The sequence below is a fragment of the Pseudarthrobacter sp. NPDC092419 genome, assembly GCF_044755045.1.
Lineage (GTDB): Bacteria > Actinomycetota > Actinomycetes > Actinomycetales > Micrococcaceae > Arthrobacter.
Genome location: NZ_JBIVQF010000005.1, coordinates 62859 through 86302 on the forward strand (window position 1 = coordinate 62859; position 23444 = coordinate 86302).

Sequence of the window (23444 nt, forward strand, 5' to 3'; positions counted from 1 at the left end):
CCAAAAGGGCATGAGCATCACTACGACAAGAGCAGCCACCGCGCCCCTCTATGCCGCCGGGTTCGTCACGGCCTTCGGTGCGCACAGCATCGCGGCCGGCCTGGGTGCGCAGAGTGACAACATCGGCCTGACCCTCCTGAACCTGGGCATCCTGCTGGCGCTCTACGACGTGTCCGAGGTGTTCCTCAAGCCTGTCTTCGGCGCGTTGAGTGACCGGATCGGGCCCAAACCGGTGATCGTGGGCGGCCTCCTGGGCTTCGCCGCACTGTCGCTGATCGGGCTGTGGGCGGCGGATCCCTTCATGCTCGCCCTCGCCCGCCTCGGCCAGGGCGCGGCGGCGTCGGCCTTCTCGCCGTCGTCCTCTGCGATGGTGGCCAGGCTGGCGCGCGGCGGCCAGGCGGGCACCTACTTTGGGCGCTACGGGTCGTGGAAGAGCCTGGGCTACATCATCGGGCCGCTGCTGGGTGCGGGGCTGATTTTCGCCGGCGGGTTCCCGCTGCTGTTCGGAGCGCTGTCGGCGCTGGCTGCGGTCACTGCAGTGTGGGTGCTCGTGGCAGTTCCGCACCTTGAGCCGCTCCCCCGCCAGCGGTACACGGTCGTGGACCTGGCCCGGCAGGTGGGCGAGCGGCGGTTCCTGGTGCCCACGCTGGTTTTGGCGGCGTCGACGGCGGCCCTCGGCGCGGCTGTGGGTTTCCTCCCGGCGCTGGCGACGCGGCACGGCATGGACGCAGTGGCCGGCACTGCCGCGGTGAGCGTGGTGGCGCTGGGTTCCGTCCTGGCGCAGCCATGGATGGGGCGCATGCGCGACCTCCACCGGGTTTCGGACAATAAGGGCACGACGGCGGGGCTCCTCCTTATCGCCGCAGGCGTCGGTCTGGTGGCGGCAGCCCCCGGTCCGGTCACCATTTTCCTTGCGGCTGCGGCAATCGGTACGGGCATTGGCGCGGCGACCCCGCTGGCGTTCGCGCACCTGGCGGACACGACGCCGCCGGAGCGGATGGGCCGGACGATGGGTTCGGCGGAGCTGGGCCGGGAACTGGGCGACGCCGGCGGGCCGCTTCTGGTGGGCGGCGTCGCCACGCTGACGGTGCTCCCGTTCGGGCTGGGTGCGCTGGCGGTGCTCATCGCGGCGGCAGCCCTCCCCCGCCTCGACGCAGCCCCCGCACCGTCCTCCCAGCCCAACTAGGTAGCGCTAAGTGCCGTTTTGAGGCCCCCAAAGCGGCACTTAGCGCGACGTAGTTGGGTGGAGCAGGCTCCCAGCTTTTTGTGACACGCTTAATCCGATGACTTTTTCACGGCTGGCACAGGTCCGGGAAGCAGCGCGCCCTGCTCCGGGTTCGGCGGCGCTGTTCGCCATGGCCACCCTGGCCTGCGTCGCGGGACTGGTGGCCACGTACTACTTTTTTGTCCAGACGACCACGGGCCAGTTCATCGACGAGTCCGCGCTGGTGGAAGCGGTGGAAATCCACGGTCCGGCCGGCAAGGCGAGCACCAAGTTCCTTGACCTGCTGCCCACCATCTCACTGGTGATGGCCGCCGTCGTGGTCCTGTTTGTGACCGTCATCAGGCGGCACTGGGCGGAGGCGGCGATTGCCATCAGCGCGTGCGTGGGCGCGAACGTGGCCACGCAGGTGCTCAAGGCGCTGCTCCCGGCCCGCCCGGACAAGGGTGTGATCACGCTGGAGCTGAATTCGCTCCCCTCTGGCCACACCACGCTGGCTGCGTCGGCGGCGGCTGCGGTGTTCCTGATGGCATCGCCGCGGTGGCGTCCGATGGCCGGTTTCGTCGGCGGGACGTTCGCGATCGCATCCGGCGTGTCCACCCTGATCAACCAGTGGCACCGGCCGGCCGACGTGGTGGCCGCCTTCCTGGTCGTGGGCGCGTTCATGATTCCGGCGGGCTGGCTGATCATGCGCCGCGGCATGTGGAACGCGTGGGAAGGCTTTGGCCGGCACCTGGGATCGGCGCGGATGTGGCTGACCCTGCCGGTCGCCATCGGGCTGGTCTCAGCTGCTGTTGCCGTGTATTCGCTGGCCCTGATCGCGCCCGGGGGGCCGCAGGCCAGCAGCACCAACTACTTCTGGGCGGGCATTGCGCTGATCGTCATCGCAGGATATCTGGGCGCCGTGGCCACCACGTCGCTGTTCGCTTTTGCCGCCCGGCGCCGGGACGCGTCAACGCGCTGACCTGCGAAAACATCGCCAAATTTGAGCAAACCTTGATGAAATACACCGGCGTAATTTGATGTGCCCCGGGAAGGATGTGTTGTGCCGGAACCAAAAAATTCGGCGTACGGCTGGTCCACTGGGGGGCGGCCGGTCCGCGTGGGGAGCGGGCCTTTTGACACACAAAGGACATTCTCATGGGTCTCAGCATCAGCACCACGGCCGGCAAGGTCCTGGCCTCAGCAGCACTTGTCGGAACGGCGGCTGCAGTAGCCGGCCTCGGCACGTACGGTGGATTCACGGACAGCACCACCGCAGCAGACCAGCAGGTCACGGCCGGCAGCACCAACATCGATCTGGCCAACGGCACGCTCACCACCACCGTCACGGGACTCCTGCCCGGCGACTCGGTGGAGAGGGTTGCAACGCTCAGCAACGCCGGTACTTCCGGCTTCAACACCGTTACGCTCACCACCGCGCTTCCGACAGGTGCCACGGCGAACGTCCTCACTACCGACGCCACCAACGGCCTTCAGCTGAAAATTGAGTCCTGCAGCACGACGTGGACCACCGTAGCCGACGGCCCCGACACCTGCGGCGGCACTTCCCAAACGGTCCTGGCCACCACAGGCGTCCTGGGCGCCCGCGCGCTTAGCAACCTCGCCTCGGTGACGGCCGGGGCCTCGGACAACCTGAAGATCACCACCTCTTTGCCCGCCACGGCGGACAACAGTTTCCAGGGCCTGACCACCACCATCAAGTTCACCTTCGACGCCACCCAGCGCACCAGCAAGGTCAGCTAGGCCACCGAGATTTGCCCGGCGCCGTCGAGAAGCTGGCTGCGCCGGGCAACACCACCGCAGGATCACAAACTCAACCCAGGGGGCTGCACCGCGATGAGCATCGGAACCGATCCTGCGGTAACCGCCGGCAGCGCCCCCACCCTGTCCCGCCGTCCCCGCACCCCCCACGTGGACGGCGGGACTTCTTCCGTGCCGGCAGTAGTTCGCCGCGCCGTCGGCGTCCTCACCACGGGGCTGGTCATCATATCCGTCGCCGCCCTGCTGTTCCTCGCCGTCGGTCCCCGGATCTTCGGTTACCAGACTTCCACCATGTTGACCGGGTCCATGTCCCCCCTGATCAATCCGGGCGACGTCGTGGTCACCGTCCCGGTGCCTGTCTCCGATATCCGGGCTGGGGACATCATCACGTACCGCATCCCGGTTGAGGACAGGAGGGTGGAGACACACCGGGTCACCAAGGTGTTCACTGCCGCGGACGGCTCGACGGCGGTCCGCACCAAGGGTGATGCCAACAACGGCGTGGATCCCTGGGAAGCATCGTTGAACGGCAAAACCGTCCACAGACACGTATTCACTGTTCCCGCCCTTGGACATGCCGTCCGCGCCCTCCGCGAGCCTGTAGTGCTGAACTCGCTGATGTACGGCGCGCCTGCGATCCTGGTGCTTGGTGTGCTGCGTTCCATCTGGCGACGGGAGCCTGCCCTGTCCACCGGGAAGAATGGCTAGGCCCGCGGCCAGGGACGCCGTTGCGTGCTGGGCCGCCGCCGCCTCGGCAGGGTGCCTGCTGTTTGGCTTTGCGGCAGCCCCGGCCGCCCAGGCGGCATTCACCACGCAGGCAGTGGCCCAGGCCGTGGTGGGCACCGCGACCATCGGGTCCCCCACCGACACCAGTGTGGTCCCGGTGTGCTCCAGCAAGAAAACCCTCACGCTGACGGTCAACGTCAGGGAGACCGTTCCCTACGCCAACTTCCTGGACGTCACTATCACCAGCGGGACCGAGAGCACCAACCGGGTCCAGCCCGTCGGGAGTATTGAGTCACACACGCTGACCATTTCGGCCGCAAAGGGCAGCACCGTGGACTACACGTACACGGTCCGCGGGCTCTACACGCGGGCAAGCTCCACCAACACGTGGCGCAGCGCCGCCCCGCTGACCCGCACCGTCAGCTGCAGCTAGCAACCACGCCTATCCGGCCGAACCCGCATCCGGCCGGCCGGGCTCGTAGAGGTCGATGATGGGCAGGTGCCCGTCCGTGCGGATGGAGTCGCCGCCGCCATTGCGGTGGTGGTAGCCGCTCGAGTAGTTGCGGATGACGTGGACGGACTGCACGGCCTTGGCTATCCGCAGCGTTTCGATGATGAAGTCCCGTTCCTCGTCGGTCCGGTCGGCGATTTTGTGCGTGATCTGGAATGTGAAAAGCGAGAGCCCCACGCTGCGGTCGTAGGTCCCGGCCCCCACGAAGTCAACGGAGAGGCCGCCCGGCAGCATCCACCCGTCAGGGCACTTCCAGAAGCGGACGTGGTGCCGCTTGCGCGGGTTCCCGTCGATCTCCCGCTGGAACGCCAGGTCCTGCCGATTACCGAAGACGTAGAGCGCGCTGACCGGGGCCTCCGGGTAGCTCCGCCCCAGCACCGTCGAGGTCAGCGTCCGCCACGCCGTCCCCGGCGTTATCGGATCCGCCTCCACCCAGCCGGCGGTCCGCATCGCCCGCCGCAGCTCCTCCCCGGTCCCCACCACCGCCAGGTTCACGGGGTCGCCGAGCACACCGTCGCCTGTCCTGGCCCGGCCGATGAAGTAATCGGGGATGTACAGGCTGCTAAGGATTTTGTGGATGCGCGGCAGCAGGGCGTAGGCCAGGATCAGCCACACGGGCAGGAATACCCAGGCCTGTTCAGGTCCGCGGGCCAGCCGCGCGAGGAAGAAGTAGTACACCGCCCAGCCCACGGCGACGGTCACCAGCAGGTACAGCAGCCGCTGCAGAACCGCCAGGACAGTGGCCCACCTGCTTTGCCGCCGCTCTGCCGGGTTGCCCGACGGCGAGTGGTCAGGTTCCAGCGGCGCCTGCCGGCCGCCGTTGTATTTTCCGTTGAAGGTCATTGCCCGGGAAGGTTCAGCTGCTCCACGATGATCCGCGCGGTTTCCGGGTCGCCCAGGATCCGGAAGTGCCCCGCCACGGGCAGCTCGATGTTGGTGGCCCCGGGCAGGACGCTCCCCTCGGGAATGTGCGGATCGAACGGCCCGTACAGCGAGGTAATCCGGCTGTTGATGGTTTCCTCGCGCGCCAGTTCCCGGGTCAGTGCGCTGCGCGGAGAGAAAATCCGGAGGCTGGGCAGCAGCATGTAACGGGCGTAACGCGACCCCAGGAACGGGGTGCACACCGTGACCATCCGGCTGATCCGCTGCTCGGGGTCCAGGCTCAGCATGGCGTACTTGCCGATCAGCCCGCCCTTGCTGTGCGCCACCAGCGCGGCATCACGCAGCCCGGCTTCTTCGAGGTGCTGGGCCACCAGCCGTGCCGCCACCGGGACCTCCAGCTTGTTCCGCTGCAGGACGGTGACCACGTGGACCGGGTGGCCGGCGTCGTGGATGGCATGGATGAGCGGGAGCATGAACTGCCAGTTCTCGTACACACCGGGGATGATCACCACGGGGCTGCGGTGGCCCTGGTGGAACGACCCCGGCTGCACGCGCGAGAGCATCCCCCGCACCTGCCAGCCCGCCGCGTACAGGTAGTCCTGCAGCCACCAGAGGGCCTTCTGTGCGGGGCCGGGCCGGGCCTCGAGGGCGGATTCAGTCATGTCTCGAGGATAGCGGTCCACTCCCCCGATCCTGCCTGCGGCCCGAGGTCCGGGTTCGGTGCGCAGGGACTGTCCCTGCGCAGCGAGCCCGCGCGTCGCTGCGCAGCCAGGCACACGAAAATCCGGGGGTCACAAACGGGCCGCGGAGGAGTACATTTCGCCTTAGGGGCACTGTTCCGCGCCCCCAACCACAAGGAGGTCTTTCCATGGGTGATGTATGGATCCGCACGCTGGGCAACGGGCTGGTCCGGGCAGACAGAATCACCGAAATCACGTCCACGAGGGGTTCCCTGCACGAGGAACAGGGGTACTCCCTGAAGGTCATCGTGGACGGCAAGGGCCACGCGCTCATCGACGACGCCGACCTCCAGGGCAGCCTCGCCGACCGGCTTGAGTATGCCAGGCACGTGGAGGATGCGCTGTTGTTGTCCATGGATGAGGCAAAGGAGTCGGACGAGTCGGTGGTCATCTCGTACGAACCGGAGCGCGAGCGCTGGTCCGCCGCCGCCGTCACGGTGCTCACCGGGAGGCTCCCGGAAACGGTGGGGTGAACGTACGACGGCGGGATGCGTCCGCCGTCGTCATCCCACCCAGCGGTTGAGGTACTCCGCCAGCCCGGCGGCCCCCTCGTCGTTATCTCCCATGTAGCAGTAGCCGATGTACCCGTCCGGGCGCACCAGGTAGTGAGCCGCGCCTCCATCCGGCAGGCGCCAGTGCAGCAGGTGCCATGCCGGGCCGGCGAGTACCCGGTGCAGGGTGGTGGTTTCACCCTCGTAGACCACGGGCGTATCGGGCAGCCGGTCTCCGGCACGCAGTCCGCTGTGCCGCGATTTAACGCGCCCCCATCTAACCTGCCGCCAGTTAACCCGCGGGCCCGGCCCGTTGACCGACAGCGCGCTGCGCCGGTAACCGATCCCGAGCTCGGAAATGGTGCGGAAAAGCCGGGCACGCCCCCACGTGGCTTTGGCGGCCAGGGGCGCCACCACCGGCGATACCCGGGACCGGGCGAACCTGACCAGCGGATTGAGGGACGTGGCGATCCGGAACGGCCGGTTGCTCAGGCGCAGCACCGCCTTGCCCACGGGCTGCCGCTCGGCCTGGTACGTGTCCAGCAGATTGGGGCCGCCGGTGCCGGCGAGGGCCTGCGCCAGTTTCCAACCGAGGTTCACCGCGTCCTGGATGCCGGTGTTCATGCCCTGCGCGCCGGCCGGGCTGTGGATGTGCGCGGCATCGCCGGCCAGGAACAGCCGGCCGGACCGGTAGCGGGCGGCGGCGCGCAGGTGGATACGGAATTCCGTGATCCAGGCGGCGTCGTGCAGCCGCACCGTGCCGCCGGTGTAGTCATCGACGGCTGCCTGGACTTCATCCAAGGTGGCCTCCGGAGCGCCCGGTGGCCGGGCCGCCGTCGTCCGCTTGATGGCCAGTAGCCGCCACGTGGCCGGGGAGCCCAGCGGAAAGAACAGCAAAATGCCCTTCGCTGAGGCGAACGCATGGGCGGCGCCGCGCTCGAGCCCGTCCGCTTCGGCGTCGGCGAGGAGGAAGGTCTGCGGGTAGGTGCTGCCCTTGAACGGGATTCCGGCGATGCGGCGGACGGCACTGCGGGCGCCGTCGCACCCCACGGCGTAGGCGGCGCGCACAGTCTCGTCGGCGGCAGGGCCGGTTCCAGCGTGGCGCAGCACCGCCGTCACGGAACCGGCGTCCTGGGTGAGGTCCGTCAGCTCCACCTGCCGTTCCACCGTGATGCCCAGCCCGGCCAGCCGTTCCTCGAGGAGGCGCTCGGTCTCTGCCTGGGACAGGAACAGGAGGTAGGGGTATTCGGTGTCCTCGAGACCCAGGTCGAACAGCGGCACGGAGAGGACCCGGTCCCGGAGGTGCAGCTTGACCTGCACGGCACGGTTGCCGGCCGCCACGAGTCCGTCCGTCACGCCGAGTCCGGCCAGGACCTCCAGGGAGCGCGGCTGGAGGGCGAGCGCGCGGGATTCGTGGACCCGGTCCGCGCTGCGGTCGATGATCCGGATGCGCACCCCGAGCAGGGCCAGCTGGACGGCAAGGGTCAGCCCCGTGGGTCCGGCGCCCACGATCAGTACGTCGATTGGATCCCGCTGCATCGGCCCCGTCCCGTCCCCGTGTGGTCTCCCCATTCTGCGCCGGAACGGGTGCCACGCCCAGAGTCGAATATGCCCATCCGATGTAATAAACGCGTAAATGTTGCGCACGTCACACTCGGCCCCTACTCTGGTTGAGGCTGATGCAAACGGCCAAGGCAAGAAGCTGCAGCGTCGCAGCCAATGCAGGGGAAGGTTTTTCCAACAAATGAATTCGAAGCTCAACATCGTGGTCCGGGTGGATCTGGACCACGCCAAGGCGCAGGTGATTGCAAAGGGGCATATCACCGTCCACAGCGTCAACGCACTGTATGTAGTGGCCAAGAGGGCAAACTCCCTCAAGAACGGCCTCGATCTGGAACTGGATATCTCCCACGCCCGCGTGGATGAGGCGGCCCTGGAAATGCTCCGGGCGTCTTCGGAGACCCACCACCTGCCGGTCAAAATCGACCCCGGGCAGGCGCCGTGTTCCATCAGCGTCCTGGCACCACGCCGCGCCACCGCGCAGGCAGCCGCGCCGCTCGCCGCATAAAACGTTCCGGCTCCCGCCGCGCCCAGCTACGGGCCCAGGGAAGCCCCCAAACTTTGGCCGCAAGGCCGTGCTAAAACCTCCGAAGTGCAGCTGTACCTGAAGATACGGGTAGCTGCACTTTTGGGTTTAAACAGGACGCCGTGAAACTGAACGGCGACGCGGACGCCCGTCAGCCCTTGCGCCCCTCGGTGGCCACGCCTTCAATGAAGTGCCGCTGTCCGAAGGCGAAGAGCAGCAGCATGGGCAGGGTGATGATAAGGGTGGCCACCATGACGAACTGGTAGTCGCCCTGGCCGCCGTTGGTGGGGCTGTACCTGGTCATGGCATAAGCGATACCCAACGGCGCGGTGAAGCCCTCCACCGACCCGGCGTTCAGGTAGATCAGTGCCGACTGCAGGTTGTTCCAGCTGGCCTGGAACTCGAAGATGAAGATCACTACCAGCGAGGGGACGGACAGCGGGAGGGCGATCCGGCGGAAGAGTCCGAAGTAGCTCGCGCCGTCGATCCGGGCCGCTTCGAATAGTTCACGCGGCAGCCCGAGGAAGAACTGCCGCTGCAGGAAGATGTAGAACGCCGAACCGAAGAGGTTCATGCCGAAGAGCGGAATCCAGGTCCCCAGAGCGCCGAGATTTTTCCAGATCAGGTATTGGGGCACCATCGTCACCGCGCCGGGGAGCATCATGGTGGCCAGGACCAGTCCGAATAGGAAGTTCCGCCCCGGGAACCGGAAGTATGCAAAGCCGAAAGCCACCATGGCACTGCTGATGGTGACGAAGGAGGCCGCAAGTACCGCGATCAGGAAGCTGTTGGTCACCCAGTTCACCAGCGGCAGTTCGGACCAGACCTGGATGTAGTTTTCGGGGGTGAACGTGCGCGGGATCAGGGCGTTGTCGAACACCTCGCCGCGTGGCTTGAGGCTGGCGGCGATGAGCCACACCAGCGGGTAGAGGAACGCCGCGCTGATGGCCAGCAACAGCGCCCACAAGGCAATCTTGCCGAAGCGGGGCCGAGCCCTGGGTTTACCCGAGCTGATTTTAGGGAGCTGCGGCGCCTGCTGCTGGACAGAGGTGGTGGCCATCAGCGCTTCTCCCCTTCGTAGTAAACAAATCTGTTGCCAAGCTTCACTTGGACCAGGCTGATTCCCAGGATGATCAGGAACAGGACCCACGCCATGGCTGAAGCGAAGCCGAAGTTGAACTCGCGGAACGCCTGTTGGAAAAGGTAGATGCCGTAGAACAGCGAGGCCTCCGGGGACGCGTTGGTCTGGTCCCGCCAGAACAGCAGGTAGGCCTGGTCGAAGACCTGCAGGGCCGCGATGGTCAGGACGATCACATTGAAGAACATGGCCCCGGAAATCATCGGCAGTGTGATGTTGAGGAACTTCTGCACGGGCCCCGCCCCGTCCAGGGCAGCCACCTCGTACAGTTCCTTCGGCACGCTCTTGAGCGCGGCCAGGAAGATGACCATCGTCCCGCTCACGCCCCAGATGGTCATCAGCACGATGGACGGCTTCACCCAGGCGGGATCAATGAGCCACTGAGGACCCGCGATGCCGAAAAATCCCAGGACCTGGTTGATGGCGCCGGTGTTTCCGTTGAGCAACAGGAGGAACACCGCAGCCGTGGCCACCGACGGCGTCATCTTGGGAAGGTAGTAAACCGTGCGGAAGAAGCCGGCGCCGCGCCCCACTTGGTTCAGCAGCAGAGCCAGCGCGAGTGCCACGCAGATCTCCAGCGGGACCGCCATGACGGCGTAGAACAGGGTGTTGCCCAGGGAGACGGCCACCTTGGGGTCCTCGAAGAGCAGCGTGTAGTTCTTGATGCCGGCGGGCCTTGCCACGTCGGTGGCCAGGTTGTAGCGGCTGAAGGAGATCACCAGGCTGTAGGCCATTGCCCCCAGCATGAAGACGGTGAATCCCAGGATCCAGGGAGAAATGAAGAGATACCCCGCCAGCGCTTCCCGGCGGTTGTACTTCCGCGTTCCCATAAGATCTCCTCCCGCTCTGGTCCGCCCCCAACGAGGCCGGATGACGCGATCGGCCGCGCTTGCTTCCGGATGTTCCTTCAGCTAGCTTTCGGTTGAGTAAGCATACTTACATTAGCTCCAGGCCGAAGCTTTTCCTGACAGCTCTGAGATGAATGGAACCGGGAACCTATGAAAGCACGTCTTCCCAAGAAGAGTTTGGCAGTTGTCACCATGGCCGTCCTGACCCTGACCGCGTGTGGTGGAGGAGAGGAAAACTCCCCCGAAGAAGCGGCGGATTTCAAGAAAGAAGCGACCGGCACACTCAGCGCGTGGGCCTTCGATAACGCCGACGATGTGGGGAAGGCCCGCATGGACTACGCCGCATCGCAGATGCCTGACGTCAAGATCACCATGGACGAGACGTCCTTCGACGCCCAGAAGTTCACCACCCGGGCCGCCAGCGGAGACGTGCCCGACGTGGTGCAGATGGACCGCGCCTTCGTGGCGACGTATGCAGCCAAGGGCCTCATCAAGCCGCTCGACGGCTGCTTCAAGGCCCACGAGATGGACCCGGCGGAGCAGTTCTATCCGGCCGTGACCGAGCAGGTCACCTACCAGGACAAGATCTGGGCGGTGCCGCAGTTCTACCAGCCCGCGGCAATCATCACGAACCCTGCGGTACTGGAACCGGCAGGGGTGTCGGCGGAGGACATCGACACCTCGGACAAGGACAAGCTGCTGGCAGCCATCGCGAAGACGTACAAAGCGAAGGGCGGCACGCCCGGCACACTGGGCTTTGATCCAGTGGCCGGCGGCCAGGGCGAGCTGTGGCTTCTGGGCCAGGGCGGAAAGCTGATGGACGACGACGGCGCCCCGGCCCTGGACGATCCGGCCAACGTTGAGGCGGTCAACTTCCTCAAGGAGATTTACGACGCGCAGGGCGGCTACGCGAAGGCCAAGAGCTTCTCAGATTCGTTCGACACCTTCGGCAAGGACAACCAGTTCGCCAAAAACCAGGTGGGCGCGCAGGTCAACGCGCAGTGGTACGTGAACGTGCTGACTTCGGCCAACCCTGACGTCAAGATCGGTGCCACGCCGTTCAAGGACAAGGAGGGCAAGCCCTTCACGGTCGCCGGCGGCACCTCGTTCGTCATACCCGCCGGAGCCAAGAACGCCGATGCCGCGTGCGCATGGATGACTGCCCTGGTCAACGACGACGCGTGGGAGGCAGCCGGCAAGGCACGGGCAGAGAAAATCGCTTCGAAGCCGGGCGCGGTCAACACCGGACTCTTCACCGGTTCACCCTCTGCCGACAAACTGGTGCGCGAGCAGTTCGTGAAGCCGAGCGGCAACGCCGGACTGGACCAGACCATCGGCACGTTCTACGACGTCCTGCCGGAAGGGAAATCACTGGGCGCCTCCCCCGCGGGCCAGGCCATCAAGACCGAGCTCAACAACGCCATCGCGTCCGCACTCCTGGGCACCAAGCCGGCCGAGCAGGCCCTCAAGGACGCACAGGCAGCGGCCAAGCGGGCGTTCGACCAGAGCGGTTCCTGATTAGTACATCCCAGGATGTACTCTGGGAGGTATGGAGACACTGACCCACGCCCCGGTGCTGGCCCGGTTCGGCTACGCCGTCTCGGACCCCACGCGGGCGCGGATCCTGCTGGCACTGTCCGGTTCAGCCGCTTACCCCTCGGACCTCGCGGAGGCGTTGGGGGTGTCGCGGCAGAGCATGTCCAACCACCTCACCTGCCTGCGCGGCTGCGGGCTGGTGGTGGCGGTGCCGGACGGCCGGCGAACGCGCTACGAACTGGCCGACGGCCGGTTGGGCCACGCCATCCGCGACCTGATCGGCGTCGTGCTTGCCGTGGACCCCGCCTGCTGCGCTCCGGACGGGACATGCCGCGCGTGAGCACCGCACTGGACGTACGACGGCGGAGCCTCCTCACGCGCCGCATCCGCCTTTTCGCCGCGCTCACCATTTCGTACAACCTGGTCGAGGCGGGAGTGGCGCTGTGGGCTGGCAGCGAGGCGGATTCCGCGGCGCTGCTCGGCTTCGGGCTGGACTCGCTGATCGAGGTGGCGTCCGCCGTCGCGCTTTCCTGGCAGTTCGCCGCCAAGGACCCGGAACGCCGCGAGCACCTCACGCTGCGGATTATTGCCCTCTCGTTTTTTGCGCTGGCTGCATTCGTGGCGTTTGATGCCGCGGGCGCTCTGATCGGCGGCGAACGGGCGGAACATTCCACGCCTGGTCTGGTCATCGCCGCACTCAGCCTGGCAATCATGCCGCTGCTGTCCTGGCTGCAGCGGCGGGCGGGCCGGGAACTCGGTTCACTGACGGCCGTGGCGGACTCCAAGCAAACCCTGCTGTGCACGTACCTTTCAGCCGTGCTGCTGGTTGGCCTGCTCCTGAACAGCTCACTGGGCTGGTGGTGGGCCGACTCCGTTGCCGCCCTGGCCATCGCCGCGATCGCCGTCCGCGAGGGCATCAACGCCTGGCGCGGTGACGCCTGCTGCACCGTTCCGGCTGTGCCTGATGGCCCAGCCGCAGCGGCTGAAGAGGCCTGCTGCGAGGGTTGCAGGAAGCCGTAGCCGCAGCCCTGGCACGGGCGTAAAGTTCGCCTTATGGGCTGGGTTCAGAAACCGGCCCTGCCAGTGGGGCCGCCCATCCCAGGCATTCAAAGGGGCGGAACTGCAATGTTCGCAAGAGTCAGCACATACAAAACAGGGCCTGAGACTGTCTCGGATTCGGTCCCTGACGAGACCGTCCAAGCGGTCCTGGCAATCCCCGGCTGCCAAGGCATCTATTACCTGAGCGGTAAAGACGGCAAGGATCTTTCCATCACGCTCTGGGACAGCGAGGAAAGTATCGCCGCCAGCCGCGAGGCCGCAAACAGGATCAGGAACGAAGTGAGCGCGGCGGAGAAGCGGGAGATCGTTGCCGTTGAGGAATTCGAGGTGACGGCCAGCAGCCTCAGGAGCTGAAGCGACCGCCCGCTGCTGCACAGCAGGCGGGACTATTCCTCCACAAATTCCAGTAGGTCGCCGGGCTGGCAGTCCAGCACCCGGCACATTGCCTCAAGCGTGCTGAACCGGACCGCCTTGGCGCGCCCGTTCTTCAGCACTGCCACATTGGCCGGCGTCAGGCCTACCCGCTCGGCGAACTCTCCCACGCTCATCTTTTGCCGCGCCAGCTGCACGTCGATCCGGACCACAATGGGCATCAGATCACCGCTTCCATATCCGCGCGCAGTTCCGTGGCCTGGCTCAACAGCGCGCGGAGCACCACCACCACAAGGCCCAGCGCGGCACCGGCCACCAGCAGCAGGATCAGCAGCATGGGAAGGCCCGGATCGTCTGCATTGAGTACGACGGCGGCACTCACCCCTGCGAGCATCAGCCAGGCGGCAGCGATGGCCCAAACAATCGCATTGACCCACACCATGGCGGCCGCGGTGAAGATGCGATCGTGCCGGACCAGGGTGAGCAGCTTCCACGTGCTGATGATGACCACCTGCACGCATGCCAACTCGAGCACGGCAAAGACGGTCAGCGGCCACTGGAGCGGGGCGTCGTTCGGGTTCTCCCGGGCCATGTGCGCGAACTGCCCGGGCAGGGACAGGGTCTGGAAGACGAGCAGCAGCAAAAACGCCACCACCAGGACGATCCGAAGAGCCGGCACGGCCAGGCGAGTTGCAGTCATAGATTGAGCTTCGATCAAAACCTATCGAAAGTCAATTGATAGCTCCAAGCTCGGGGCCTAATGCCGGGCCTTCCAGCGGATCACGCCCGCGGCAGCCAGCCCGGCCGCCCCGATGGAGGCCAGCATTCCGCCCAGGGCCACAACGTATTCGGTGATGCTCATTGCTACCGCTCCCTCCGCGCCCGGATTCTTAGCCCTAAGGTAAGTCCGGAAGCTCAGGAACCGCCGAAGAACCGCCCAAAGGTTCGCTCAAGAAAACCGGGCGTCCCAGCCCGAGCGGACGTTTGGTGCAGCGAAGCGGGGCGGATGCGACTGATCAAAAGTAACCAAGGTGTGACCCATGGCACATGGGCGTGGGCTACGCTGGAAGAGGTGCTTTTGAGAAACGGGAAAGTGGCCGCGATGAGGCGGCCAGCTGTCAGCCCGCTTCGCCGCCTCCGGTCGCTGCGAAGCCTTTTCGTGTGCGTCCTGGCAGCCCTCCTCCTGACCGGGGCAGCCACCTATTCGCACGGCACCCGCTACGACCTCCCCGGCAACAACTTCCCGGCTGCGGCCGCCGTGACCAGCTCTGACGAGCCCGGCGCCTCGAGTGACCCGGAAGAGCTGTCGGACGATTCCGAGCGCAGGTTCGCCCCGCGCGGTGAACCTGCCCCGTTGCGCACCGGCGTGGTGGATCCTCCGCAGCTGTTCCACCGGCTGCCGGGCGACGCCGTCCTCTCCACCGGGCCGCCGGCGCAACCGGAATCCCATGCGCTCACACTGGCGGAACTTTCCATCAGCAGGACATAGACGGGTCGGCAGTGCCCCGTGCCAGTCCCTGCTGAACACACTTGGAAAGAGCAACCCATGACCCCTGTACAGCCCAGCGCACGCGTCCATTACCGTCCCGTGGAGGACCCGCAGCTGCTGAAGATGATGGCCACCCACATCCACTGCGGCGAGCCGATGCAGCTGCTCGCGGAACATCCGCCAGAGCGGGCAGACGAAAAGAACGACGGCGGCCCGCTCACCTACCGCTGCGCCTGCGGCTTCAGCTTCGACGAGGAGGCACCGGACGTCCCGGCCTGAGTTAGGGAGGGGTCTAGACCGGGCACTGCGCCGTGTCGATTCGACCATCCAGCGAAACGGTCACGCTGTTCACATAAGCTGGCTGCGTGCCTCTTTGGTTATTTGAAACGCTCTCCTATGCATCAACCACTGTAGGTGGTGCCGTCGCAGGAATTCTTGCCGAGAAGTTCCTTAATATCACCAGCCGGGTTATTCACCCGGTTTGGAATGTCACGGCCGGAAAATTTCTTCGCAGACGCAGGACGGCTCAGGACGCCAAGCTAATCGGCCTTTCCGAAACGTTTGCGGTTGGTGCCGCCAAGCATCAGATCTACATACGGCAATTTGCCCCACGCGGGTTTTCCGAACGTCACTTGACCGCGAGCAGGCTTCCAGACCAGCCAGCGCCAAGTCTCATTCAAAGCCTTCGCGAACCGCTGCGCCCGGCGTCACCTGCGGTTCTCGAGGCAGCCATTCTGGAAAAACGGATGGCACTGGAGGCCGCTCCTGAAGCCTGGAACGCGCAGAAAGTCGCTCTGAGGAGAATCAGGATCAGCCGGACAGGCAACCATGAAGAACCCACCATTGACCTCGGCTACGCCGTCACCGACTACGCCTCATTTCAAGCCATCGCCGAGGCTTGGGAAAATCGCTATAAGAGCCTTGATGACGCTGGTCGGGACCTCTCCGCAGAGGACCTGTGGGACGTTCTCCCCGGCCTGTCCAATTCCTTCGGCATCAATCTCACGGTAGAGACGGCAGACGACCACTTGGTGCTGACCCAGCGGAGCGGCAAAGCCAGCAGTGCGAAGAACCTACGTCATGTCTCGGTCAACGAGGGAATGGCGCTTGCAGACATCAACGCAAAGACCGACCTTCCTGATCCCTATCTGACTGCGCTTCGCGGTATTGAGGAGGAACTCGGAATTGATTTGAGCGGGGAACCCGACGTCCGGCAAAGGATTACTTTTCACAGTCTGATCTGCGACGTAACCCGATACGAGTGGGCCTTATTGGGCCATGTGAATCTGAGCCAGACCAAATGGACAAATGCCGAGATTCACAGCGCGCGAAAGCTAGGCGCTGCGCCGGACGACTGGGAGTCGAGCGAGCTGACGTTTATTTCGTTGGATCCGAAATCGATCGGGGCAGCACTTGCAGACGATTCCACATGGGTTGGGCACGGCTATATCAATCTGCTGCTTTCGGCCGTTTTTCGCCTCAGGGGTAGCCGCACGGAACTCCTGGACATAGCGCGGTCAACATTATTGGCACGGGCCACTCACGGGGAGCGGCCTTAGCGGTACCCGTCCACGATGGCCGCGGCGATCTCCTTGTAGGCCCGCCGCGTTTCGGGGCGCAGCGCGTCCAGGGTGACCAGGTCGCCGTCGGCCACTCCACGGTCGTGGGGCACGGCGATCAGCTCGCGGCAGATCCCGGCGAGGTGGTCCTCGATGGCGTCCTTGTCCACCCGGGAGGAGACGGCGTCCTTGTCGGTGATGACCACGATGGCGTTGCGGGCCAGCTCCTCGTAGCCGTGGCTGGCCAGCCAGTGCAGGGTGCTGCGGGCGCGCTTGGCGCCGCTGACGGCGTACCCGGCGGCGATGACCAGGCTGTCCGCGGACTGCAGGATCCCGCGCATGGCGTTGTGGGTGACGCCGGTGCCGCAGTCGGTCAGGGCCACCGTGTAATAGGAGGAGATCAGCCGGCGGATCCGCAGGTATTCCTCGGCCGTCAGCGAGTCCGAGACCTCAGGGTCCTGCTCGCCGGCAATGAGGTGCAGCCGGCCGGCGTGGTGCATGTATCGGGCCAGCGCGGTGAGCGAGTCCACGGAGTCGATGTTTTCCAGCAGGTCGCTGATGGTGCGGGGAGCGGACTGCTGGTAGATGCCCTCCCCCAGCGCGCGTTCCACCAGGTCGCCGGAGTCCGGGTTGGCGTCGATGGCGCAGGGCGCGTCGCCACGGTACTGGGCAAGCGTCAGGCCCACGCCCACGGTGGTGGATGTCTTGCCGATTCCGCCCTTGAGGCTGAGGATCGCGGTGTTGTAGTGGCCCTGCAGCTGCCGCGAGATGCGCTGCTCCAGTTCCTCTTCCTCGCGCTGCCGGGCGCCGGGGCCGAGGTTCACGGCGCCGCCGGTCAGGCTGTACAACGCCCCGCGGACGCCGCCCACGGGCCGCGGTTTCTGCTCCTTGACGAAGAGGCCGGGCGAGCTGATGAAGTCCGGCATGGGGCTGCCGGCGATGGTATCCGCCACGGTGGGGCGGGCGCGGCGGGAGGTCCGGGTTTCGGGAGCGGCGTCCGACGACGGCGGCTCCCCCGCCGTCTCTGTCTCGCCGGCTGCGGCGGCCGCCTCCGCCCAGGAGGATCGGCGCAGGTCTGTGGTGCCGGCGTCGGGCGCTTTGGAAGGGGGTGGGGGTACGGCTGGCATGGTTCCTGTCCGGGCATCGCCAAGGTCGCCTGCGGCGCGACGAAGGTCGCGGCGTCGGCGCAGCGGCGGCTGCCCTGCATCGTCTGCATGGGCGCGTGCGTTGTGATCCGCCGGATCAGGCATGTCTGTCCCCCCGGACGTTCGGCATAGGTTCTGCAACACTGCTTTTCACAGTAAGTCTAGGGGTTTTTGGCACGGATGCCGTGGTCAAACGCGGGTCAGCGCCGCTCCCACCACCGAAACGGTGACCATCAGGAGGAGCACCAGAACGGTGTAGCCCTGCCATTTGGGCCGGTTCTTGTGCGGGTTGATGTCGACGTACGGCACGGTTACACCTGGTCCTTCTGCGGGGCGGCGGGGACCGGAGCCGGGACGGTGCGGCGCTTATGCCGCAGCAGCTGGTACAGGACGGCGAATGGAACCAGCAAGGTGCCGAGGAGCGCGCAGAGCGCCAGGGCATAGTCGTGCAAGGCCATCAGTGCCTCCAGTGGTCGCGGTCGATCCCCCATGTCGGATCACGCGTGACGCTACCGGGCCTCCGCGCGTTTGACAAGTCACGTCAAACTTCGTGACAGGCGAGCCCCGCGGAGCCTTTAGTGGTCGTGCCGGGTCTCCTGCAGCCGCTTGATGAACCAGCGGGACTGTTCGGGGCCGTAGGGCAGTACGGGGATGGCCTTGGTGGCGTCCGACGGGGTGTCCCGGATGGACTGTTTGGCCTGGCGGACGGCGGTGCTCATGGTGTTGGCCATGGTCTTGACGAACTGGTCGCTGCAGGGCTGGCCGTGGCCGGGGATGAGGAATTCGTAGCGGTGGCGGAGGGCGGAGATATGCCGGAGCGCGTCCGCCCATTCCTCCGGGTAGGAGTCCTCGAAGGAGGGGTGGGCGCCCTGTTCCACGAGGTCGCCGACGTACAGGGTGGTGGGAGTCCCCACCAGAAGGTCGCCGTCGGTGTGGCCGCGGCCCAGGTAGAAGAGGGTGGCGGTGAGCCCGCCCAGGTCCACGAGGATGGGCTGGTCCTTGACGATGACGTTGGGGACAACGAGTTCCACGTTCTCGCCTTCGCCGGCGGACATTTCGGGTTCCAAGGTGCCGACGAAGCGGCGCTGCAGATCCCCGCGCTCGTCGATTTCCGCGGCACAGTTCTGGTGGGCCCAGAATTCCGTGACGCCGGCCTCGGCGAACACGGCGTTGCCGAAGAAGTGGTCGTAATGCGCGTGGGTGTTGACGACGACGAGGGGCAGCTGGGTCTTTTCCCGCACCGCATCGAGGATCTGCCTGCCCTGGCGCGGCCCGCAACCGGTGTCGATGACCATGGCCCGTTCGGATCCGACGACGAGTCCGGTGTTCAGCTGCGATCCTTCGGTGACCAGCACATAGTTGTCCGCGCCGACTTCGAGCCATTCTGACATTGTTTCTCCGTACCTCCGGCAAAGCAGTGTTCGTTCGTCTTGGCGTCGATTCTACCTACCGGGGCATGGAGTTTCGGGGAGCCAGCGCCGGGAGCTACCGTACGGCGGCCGCCGCGGGGCGCACGGGAAGCAGTTCCCAGGCGGCCGGATCCGTATGCGCTCCGTTCTTGATGGTTTCGAAGTGGAGGTGGCATCCGGTGGAGGAGCCGGTGGTGCCCACGGTGGCGATGAGCTCGCCGGGCTTGACGGCCTGGCCTTCGCGGACGCCGATGCTTGCCAGGTGGTTGTAGGTGGTGACCAGCCCGTTGCCGTGGTCCACTGCAACATGGTTTCCGCCGCCGCCCTTGGCCCAGCCGGCAGCGCGGACAACGCCCTCGTCGGCGGCGTGGACGCCGGTGCCGCAGGGGGCAGCGAAGTCCTTGCCCCAGTGGAACTCGCCGGGCTTGCCGGTGATCGGGCTGGTCCGCGGGCCGAACGGTGAGCTGGGGTTGAGGAATTCCAGCGGCGCCAGCAGGGCTCCGTCGGCAGGCCGCACCGGGGCAGCCGGGGCGACGGTCGCGGCGGCGGGCCGCACCGGGGTGGCCGCGGCTACGGCCAGCTTCAGCTTCTTGGGCTTCGGTTTTGCCATGGTGGCCACGGTGGTGCGGGTGTAGGACAGCGAAGCGGAGGACGGCGCCGCGACGGCCACCGCTGCACCGGCTTCGGGAGCGTCTACGGCGGCTCCGTCCGCGGCAGTGGCGTTGGACGGTACGGACTGCGGGGTGGCCACGGCGCCGTTGGCGGTCAGCGCGAGGGCCGAGAGTGCCACGACGGCCGTTCCCGCGCCGACGGTCAGCCGGATGATGCTGCGCCGCTGCTGTGCCTTGCGCCGTGCAGCTGCCCGTGCCAGATGTTTCCCCAAAAGATCTCCCATGGAAGCCGCCGCGAGGCGGAGATTTACGGTGGTTTCTTCCATGGGAGCACGGCGCCGGCGCCAAGAAAGCAAAAACAGGCGCTTATGTGGATAACCTAGGCAAACCCTTCACGGGGCTTTGGCGGGATGGGGAAATCTTGGGGTTTGATGCGTCATCCTCGGGGTGCAAACATCGTAGCCATCTGCGTTACAGCGAGCTTGGCCTACTTCCCCAGATAGTCTGCCAGCGCATCTTCGGCCGTCCTTGGATTGTATCCTGTGGCCCTGATCTTGCTGAGGTCAAGGACGCTGTTTGCGGGGCGCGGGGCGGCGTCCTTACCGGAGAAGTACGCCGCAGTGCTCACTCCCCGAACTGCTGCAGGGGATTTGCCGGACCGTTCGTATACCGTGGCGGCAACGTCAGCCCATGATTGCGGCGGGCCGTCGTTGCTGAGGTTATAGGTTCCGAACGCAGCCCGGGATTCCAGGAGGTGCACGATGCCCGCAGCAATGTCGCTAGCAAAGCTGAGACAGCCCACTTGATCGTTGACCACTGAGGGCTCAACTCCGCGTTCGGCTAGCGATGCCATGGTCCGGACAAAGTTGTGTCCATCGCCCACCACCCAGCTCGTACGGACAATGTAATGCCGTGGGACGACGCTGACCACGGCGTCCCCTGCTGCCTTCGTCTGTCCGTAGACGCCCAGCGGGGAGAACGGCTCATCCTCACGGTGCGATCCCTGGGTGCCGTCGAAGACATAGTCCGACGACACGTGAACCAGTGTGAGATCGTGGGCGACCGCTACCTGCGCAAGCTGCGCGACTGCTGTCACGTTGATCGCCCAGGCGGCTGTCCGCCCCTCAGCCGTTTCCGCTGCATCCACCGCGGTGTAGGCTGCGGCGTTGACGATCGTTGAGTAATTGTTCCAGTTCCGGCTGCGGAAGGAATCTGCATCAGCGAGGTCGAACTCAGCTCGTGATGCGAACTCCACCGACGGATTGGCGCCCCACACGCTGCGCATCGCTTTACCCAGTTGCCCGTCCGCGCCGATGACCAGGATCTTCTTAGGTCGCATTGGAGCCACCTCGGCCATCCGCGGGTGGGCCCTGTCCTTTTCGGAGAGTTCGGCCAGTTCCAAGGGAATCGGCCACCCGATCCCAGCCTCTTCGTCCGCGAGATTGAGGAATGTGTAGTTCCCTTGCGCGTCCGCCGACCAGTGATCGTTGACCAGATACGTGTACGCCGTGTTGTCTTCCAAGGTCTGGAAGGCGTTGCCCACGCCGCGCGGAATGAAGATCGCCTGGCTGGGATCCAATTCAGCGGTGAAAACTGCACCGAACGACGGGCCCTGACGCAGGTCCACCCAGGCTCCGAAAATCCGCCCCGTAGCTACAGAGATGAACTTGTCCCACGGTTCGGCGTGGATGCCCCGGGTCGTGCCGGTCTTCGCGTTGAAAGAGACGTTGTTTTGCACCGGGCGGAAGTCCGGCAGCCCGAGCGCCACCATCTTTTCACGCTGCCAGTTTTCCTTGAACCACCCGCGGTTATCGCCGTGGACCGGCAAATCGAAGAGGACTACGCCGGGGATGGGCGTTTCGTGGGCAGCTAGCCTTTTGGAGAACTCGATTGACATCGTTATTGGCCTTGGGCCTTGTAGCGGGCTTCGGTAGCGGCTTTCTGGGGACGCCACCATGCTTCGTTGTCCCGGTACCATTCGATCGTGTCTTCAATACCGGCGTCAAAATTTGAGAACTCAGGCTGCCAGCCCAGTTCCGTTCGCAGCTTGGTGGAGTCGATGGCGTAGCGGAGGTCGTGGCCGGGTCGGTCTATGACGTGGTCGTATGCATCAGACGGCTGGCCCATGTGCTTGAGGACGAGTTCCACAACGTCTTTGTTGTTCTTCTCACCGTCTGCTCCAATGAGGTACGTCTCGCCGATGGTCCCCCTGTCAATAATGGCAAGAACCGCGGATGAGTGGTCACTAGCGTGGATCCAGTCGCGGACATTTTCCCCCTTGCCATACAGCTTCGGTCGTATACCGTCGATGACGTTGGTGATCTGGCGCGGGATGAACTTCTCCACGTGCTGGTAGGGGCCGTAGTTGTTGGAACAGTTGCTGATCGTGGCTTGCAGGCCAAACGAACGCACCCATGCCCGCACCAGCAGGTCGGACCCCGCTTTTGTGGAGGAATAGGGGCTGGACGGGTTGTAGGGAGTCAACTCAGTGAACCGGTCCGGAGCATTCAGTTCCAAGTCCCCATAGACCTCGTCGGTAGAGATGTGGTGGAAACGCTTACCGTATCTGCGGGCAGCCTCGATCAGAGTGTATGTCCCGATGATGTTCGTATTCAGGAATGGCCTGGGATCCTGCAGCGAATTGTCATTGTGGGACTCTGCCGCGTAGTGAACTACGACGTCGGCCTTGGCCACCAGTCTGTCGACCAGCCCGGCATCAACGATATCCCCGCGCACGAACGCAAAGCGCGAGTCGGGGAGGTCGGCAAGTGATTCGAGATTTCCTGCGTAGGTCAGCTTGTCGAGCACGGTGACGTGGTGGGGAGTGTTGTCAACCAGGTAGCGGACGAAGTTGGAACCAATGAAGCCCGCGCCACCGGTAACGAGGAAATTCTGCATGTAAATCATCGTTCCACAGCAGCTGGATTTGGCCGAACTCTGAATGGCGGCAAGGATGTTCCTATGCGTGGAATCATTCTCGCCGGGGGGACCGGATCCAGACTTCATCCGATTACTTCGGGAATTAGCAAGCAACTGGTGCCGGTTTATGACAAGCCGATGATCTACTACCCTCTGTCGACACTAATGCTCGCGGGGATACGGGACATCCTGATCATTACAACACCCCATGACGCAGACCAGTTCCAACGACTGCTCGGAGACGGCTCCCAGTTCGGCGTAAACCTGACTTATAGCCAACAGCCGTCCCCTGACGGACTTGCCCAGGCGTTTATCCTAGGCGCCGAGCACATAGGCACGGGTCCAGTTGCACTCGTATTGGGCGACAACATTTTCTACGGCCAGGGACTTGGTGCTCAGCTCCGCCGTTTCGACAAGATAGACGGCGGCGCCATCTTCGGCTACCGCGTGGCCGACCCCAAAGCGTACGGTGTCGTCGAGTTCGATACGACCGGCAGGGCAGTGTCTCTCGAGGAAAAGCCGACCGCTCCGAAAAGCCACTACGCCGTCCCGGGCCTTTACTTCTACGACAACGAGGTCATCGAAATCGCGCGCGATCTGAAGCCATCCCCCCGCGGCGAACTCGAAATCACGGATGTGAACCGGGCTTATCTTGACCGTGGAAAACTCCAAGTAGAAATCCTCCCAAGGGGCACAGCTTGGCTGGACACGGGAACTTTCAACGACCTCAACGATGCGGCCGACTTCGTGCGCACCGTTCAAAAACGTCAGGGCCGCGCCATTGGCTGCCCTGAGGAAATCGCATGGAGGCTAGGTTTTCTCAACGACGACGAGCTTCGCGATCGTGCTCTCCCCCTCGCTAAGAGCGGTTATGGCCAATACCTCTTGGACCTGCTCGACGACCCGAAGGCAGCACAGGGGAACTGACTCATCTCTG

28 protein-coding genes are annotated in these 23444 nt (G+C 65.1%); 15 read left to right on the forward strand and 13 right to left on the reverse strand.

Going from position 1 to position 23444, the window contains the following annotated elements; translation table 11 throughout:
* Positions 1–10 precede the first annotated feature (10 nt).
* From ACIQC0_RS09715 to ACIQC0_RS09735, 5 genes are all read left to right on the forward strand, one after another.
* Positions 11–1186, forward strand: a complete 1176-nt coding sequence (locus ACIQC0_RS09715) for an MFS transporter (protein WP_400534623.1) — start codon at positions 11–13, stop codon at positions 1184–1186.
* 97 nt (positions 1187–1283) lie between these two features.
* On the forward strand, positions 1284–2186 hold the full coding sequence (locus tag ACIQC0_RS09720) for a phosphatase PAP2 family protein (RefSeq protein WP_400534625.1): 903 nt from the start codon (positions 1284–1286) through the stop codon (positions 2184–2186).
* 176 nt (positions 2187–2362) lie between these two features.
* Positions 2363–2968, forward strand: coding sequence for a TasA family protein (locus tag ACIQC0_RS09725; protein ID WP_377214542.1), 606 nt, complete (start codon positions 2363–2365; stop codon positions 2966–2968).
* A gap of 93 nt (positions 2969–3061) precedes the next feature.
* Complete coding sequence (locus tag ACIQC0_RS09730; protein WP_400534628.1) at positions 3062–3694, forward strand: signal peptidase I; 633 nt, start codon at positions 3062–3064, stop codon at positions 3692–3694.
* Positions 3687–4145 carry a hypothetical protein gene (locus tag ACIQC0_RS09735; protein ID WP_400534630.1) on the forward strand — a complete coding sequence of 153 codons (459 nt, stop codon included), beginning with the start codon at positions 3687–3689 and terminating at the stop codon, positions 4143–4145. The genes ACIQC0_RS09730 and ACIQC0_RS09735 overlap by 8 nt, the downstream gene beginning before the upstream one ends.
* Positions 4146–4154: 9 nt before the next feature.
* On the opposite strand, the gene ACIQC0_RS09740 is transcribed toward ACIQC0_RS09735, so the two are convergent.
* Together ACIQC0_RS09740 and ACIQC0_RS09745 are read right to left on the reverse strand one after the other, a co-directional pair.
* Positions 4155–5066 carry an LssY C-terminal domain-containing protein gene (locus tag ACIQC0_RS09740; RefSeq protein ID WP_400534632.1) on the reverse strand — a complete coding sequence of 304 codons (912 nt, stop codon included), beginning with the start codon at positions 5064–5066 and terminating at the stop codon, positions 4155–4157.
* Complete coding sequence (locus tag ACIQC0_RS09745) at positions 5063–5767, reverse strand: esterase/lipase family protein (RefSeq protein ID WP_377214538.1); 705 nt, start codon at positions 5765–5767, stop codon at positions 5063–5065. Before ACIQC0_RS09745 ends, ACIQC0_RS09740 begins: the two co-directional genes overlap by 4 nt.
* 206 nt (positions 5768–5973) lie before the next feature.
* On the opposite strand from ACIQC0_RS09745, the gene ACIQC0_RS09750 reads away from it, so the two are divergent.
* A complete protein-coding gene (locus tag ACIQC0_RS09750; protein WP_377214537.1) occupies positions 5974–6318 on the forward strand; it encodes a hypothetical protein in 345 nt (114 codons plus the stop codon).
* A 30-nt stretch (positions 6319–6348) separates the two neighbouring features.
* On the opposite strand, the gene ACIQC0_RS09755 is transcribed toward ACIQC0_RS09750, so the two are convergent.
* Positions 6349–7875, reverse strand: coding sequence for an FAD-dependent monooxygenase (locus ACIQC0_RS09755; RefSeq protein ID WP_400534634.1), 1527 nt, complete (start codon positions 7873–7875; stop codon positions 6349–6351).
* Between the two features lie 205 nt (positions 7876–8080).
* Here ACIQC0_RS09755 and ACIQC0_RS09760 point away from each other — a divergent pair, with 205 nt between their 5' ends.
* A complete protein-coding gene (locus tag ACIQC0_RS09760) occupies positions 8081–8404 on the forward strand; it encodes a hypothetical protein (RefSeq protein WP_377214535.1) in 324 nt (107 codons plus the stop codon).
* A gap of 169 nt (positions 8405–8573) precedes the next feature.
* Here ACIQC0_RS09760 and ACIQC0_RS09765 read toward each other — a convergent pair whose 3' ends face one another.
* Entirely contained in the window at positions 8574–9482 is a 909-nt protein-coding gene (locus ACIQC0_RS09765) for a carbohydrate ABC transporter permease (protein ID WP_377214534.1), read from the reverse strand.
* Entirely contained in the window at positions 9482–10390 is a 909-nt protein-coding gene (locus ACIQC0_RS09770; protein WP_400534637.1) for a carbohydrate ABC transporter permease, read from the reverse strand. Before ACIQC0_RS09770 ends, ACIQC0_RS09765 begins: the two co-directional genes overlap by 1 nt.
* 168 nt (positions 10391–10558) lie before the next feature.
* Between ACIQC0_RS09770 and ACIQC0_RS09775 the strand changes: the two genes are divergently transcribed.
* The 4 genes from ACIQC0_RS09775 (at position 10559) to ACIQC0_RS09790 (ending at position 13357) form a co-directional block, all read left to right on the forward strand.
* Positions 10559–11926: an ABC transporter substrate-binding protein gene (locus ACIQC0_RS09775; RefSeq protein WP_377214532.1), complete on the forward strand. Its 1368-nt coding sequence runs from the start codon at positions 10559–10561 to the stop codon at positions 11924–11926.
* A gap of 31 nt (positions 11927–11957) precedes the next feature.
* On the forward strand, positions 11958–12284 hold the full coding sequence (locus tag ACIQC0_RS09780) for an ArsR/SmtB family transcription factor (protein WP_377214531.1): 327 nt from the start codon (positions 11958–11960) through the stop codon (positions 12282–12284).
* Entirely contained in the window at positions 12272–12964 is a 693-nt protein-coding gene (locus ACIQC0_RS09785; protein WP_377214530.1) for a cation transporter, read from the forward strand. The genes ACIQC0_RS09780 and ACIQC0_RS09785 overlap by 13 nt, the downstream gene beginning before the upstream one ends.
* A gap of 105 nt (positions 12965–13069) precedes the next feature.
* The gene (locus tag ACIQC0_RS09790; protein WP_377214529.1) at positions 13070–13357 is read left to right on the forward strand and encodes a hypothetical protein; all 288 of its coding nucleotides are present in this window, start codon (positions 13070–13072) and stop codon (positions 13355–13357) included.
* 32 nt (positions 13358–13389) lie between these two features.
* Here ACIQC0_RS09790 and ACIQC0_RS09795 read toward each other — a convergent pair whose 3' ends face one another.
* Together ACIQC0_RS09795 and ACIQC0_RS09800 are read right to left on the reverse strand one after the other, a co-directional pair.
* Positions 13390–13596 carry a helix-turn-helix domain-containing protein gene (locus tag ACIQC0_RS09795; RefSeq protein ID WP_377214528.1) on the reverse strand — a complete coding sequence of 69 codons (207 nt, stop codon included), beginning with the start codon at positions 13594–13596 and terminating at the stop codon, positions 13390–13392.
* Positions 13596–14075 carry a DUF2975 domain-containing protein gene (locus tag ACIQC0_RS09800; RefSeq protein ID WP_377214527.1) on the reverse strand — a complete coding sequence of 160 codons (480 nt, stop codon included), beginning with the start codon at positions 14073–14075 and terminating at the stop codon, positions 13596–13598. Before ACIQC0_RS09800 ends, ACIQC0_RS09795 begins: the two co-directional genes overlap by 1 nt.
* A 402-nt stretch (positions 14076–14477) precedes the next feature.
* Between ACIQC0_RS09800 and ACIQC0_RS09805 the strand changes: the two genes are divergently transcribed.
* The 3 genes from ACIQC0_RS09805 to ACIQC0_RS09815 all read left to right on the forward strand — a co-directional run bounded on the left by ACIQC0_RS09805 (position 14478) and on the right by ACIQC0_RS09815 (position 16423).
* On the forward strand, positions 14478–14864 hold the full coding sequence (locus ACIQC0_RS09805; protein WP_377214526.1) for a hypothetical protein: 387 nt from the start codon (positions 14478–14480) through the stop codon (positions 14862–14864).
* Positions 14865–14921: 57 nt separating this feature from the next.
* Positions 14922–15143, forward strand: coding sequence for a hypothetical protein (locus tag ACIQC0_RS09810; protein WP_377214525.1), 222 nt, complete (start codon positions 14922–14924; stop codon positions 15141–15143).
* Positions 15144–15229: 86 nt separating this feature from the next.
* Positions 15230–16423, forward strand: a complete 1194-nt coding sequence (locus ACIQC0_RS09815; RefSeq protein ID WP_377214524.1) for a hypothetical protein — start codon at positions 15230–15232, stop codon at positions 16421–16423.
* On the opposite strand, the gene ACIQC0_RS09820 is transcribed toward ACIQC0_RS09815, so the two are convergent.
* The 6 genes from ACIQC0_RS09820 to rfbB form a co-directional block, all read right to left on the reverse strand.
* Positions 16420–17673 (reverse strand): MinD/ParA family protein, encoded by a 1254-nt coding sequence (locus ACIQC0_RS09820; RefSeq protein ID WP_377214523.1) that lies wholly within the window; start codon positions 17671–17673, stop codon positions 16420–16422. The two genes, ACIQC0_RS09815 and ACIQC0_RS09820, sit on opposite strands and share 4 nt — an antisense overlap.
* Positions 17674–17879: 206 nt before the next feature.
* Positions 17880–18026 carry a hypothetical protein gene (locus ACIQC0_RS09825; protein WP_377214522.1) on the reverse strand — a complete coding sequence of 49 codons (147 nt, stop codon included), beginning with the start codon at positions 18024–18026 and terminating at the stop codon, positions 17880–17882.
* Positions 18027–18143: 117 nt separating this feature from the next.
* Positions 18144–18959, reverse strand: a complete 816-nt coding sequence (locus tag ACIQC0_RS09830; RefSeq protein WP_377214521.1) for an MBL fold metallo-hydrolase — start codon at positions 18957–18959, stop codon at positions 18144–18146.
* Between the two features lie 94 nt (positions 18960–19053).
* The gene (locus tag ACIQC0_RS09835; RefSeq protein WP_377214520.1) at positions 19054–19914 is read right to left on the reverse strand and encodes a M23 family metallopeptidase; all 861 of its coding nucleotides are present in this window, start codon (positions 19912–19914) and stop codon (positions 19054–19056) included.
* 161 nt (positions 19915–20075) lie between these two features.
* A complete protein-coding gene (locus tag ACIQC0_RS09840) occupies positions 20076–21485 on the reverse strand; it encodes a sugar nucleotide-binding protein (RefSeq protein WP_377214519.1) in 1410 nt (469 codons plus the stop codon).
* A gap of 2 nt (positions 21486–21487) precedes the next feature.
* Positions 21488–22486 carry a dTDP-glucose 4,6-dehydratase gene (rfbB, locus tag ACIQC0_RS09845; RefSeq protein WP_377214518.1) on the reverse strand — a complete coding sequence of 333 codons (999 nt, stop codon included), beginning with the start codon at positions 22484–22486 and terminating at the stop codon, positions 21488–21490.
* Positions 22487–22549: 63 nt separating this feature from the next.
* On the opposite strand from rfbB, the gene rfbA reads away from it, so the two are divergent.
* Positions 22550–23434 (forward strand): glucose-1-phosphate thymidylyltransferase RfbA, encoded by an 885-nt coding sequence (gene rfbA, locus ACIQC0_RS09850; RefSeq protein ID WP_377214517.1) that lies wholly within the window; start codon positions 22550–22552, stop codon positions 23432–23434.
* The last annotated feature ends 10 nt before the right edge of the window (positions 23435–23444 follow it).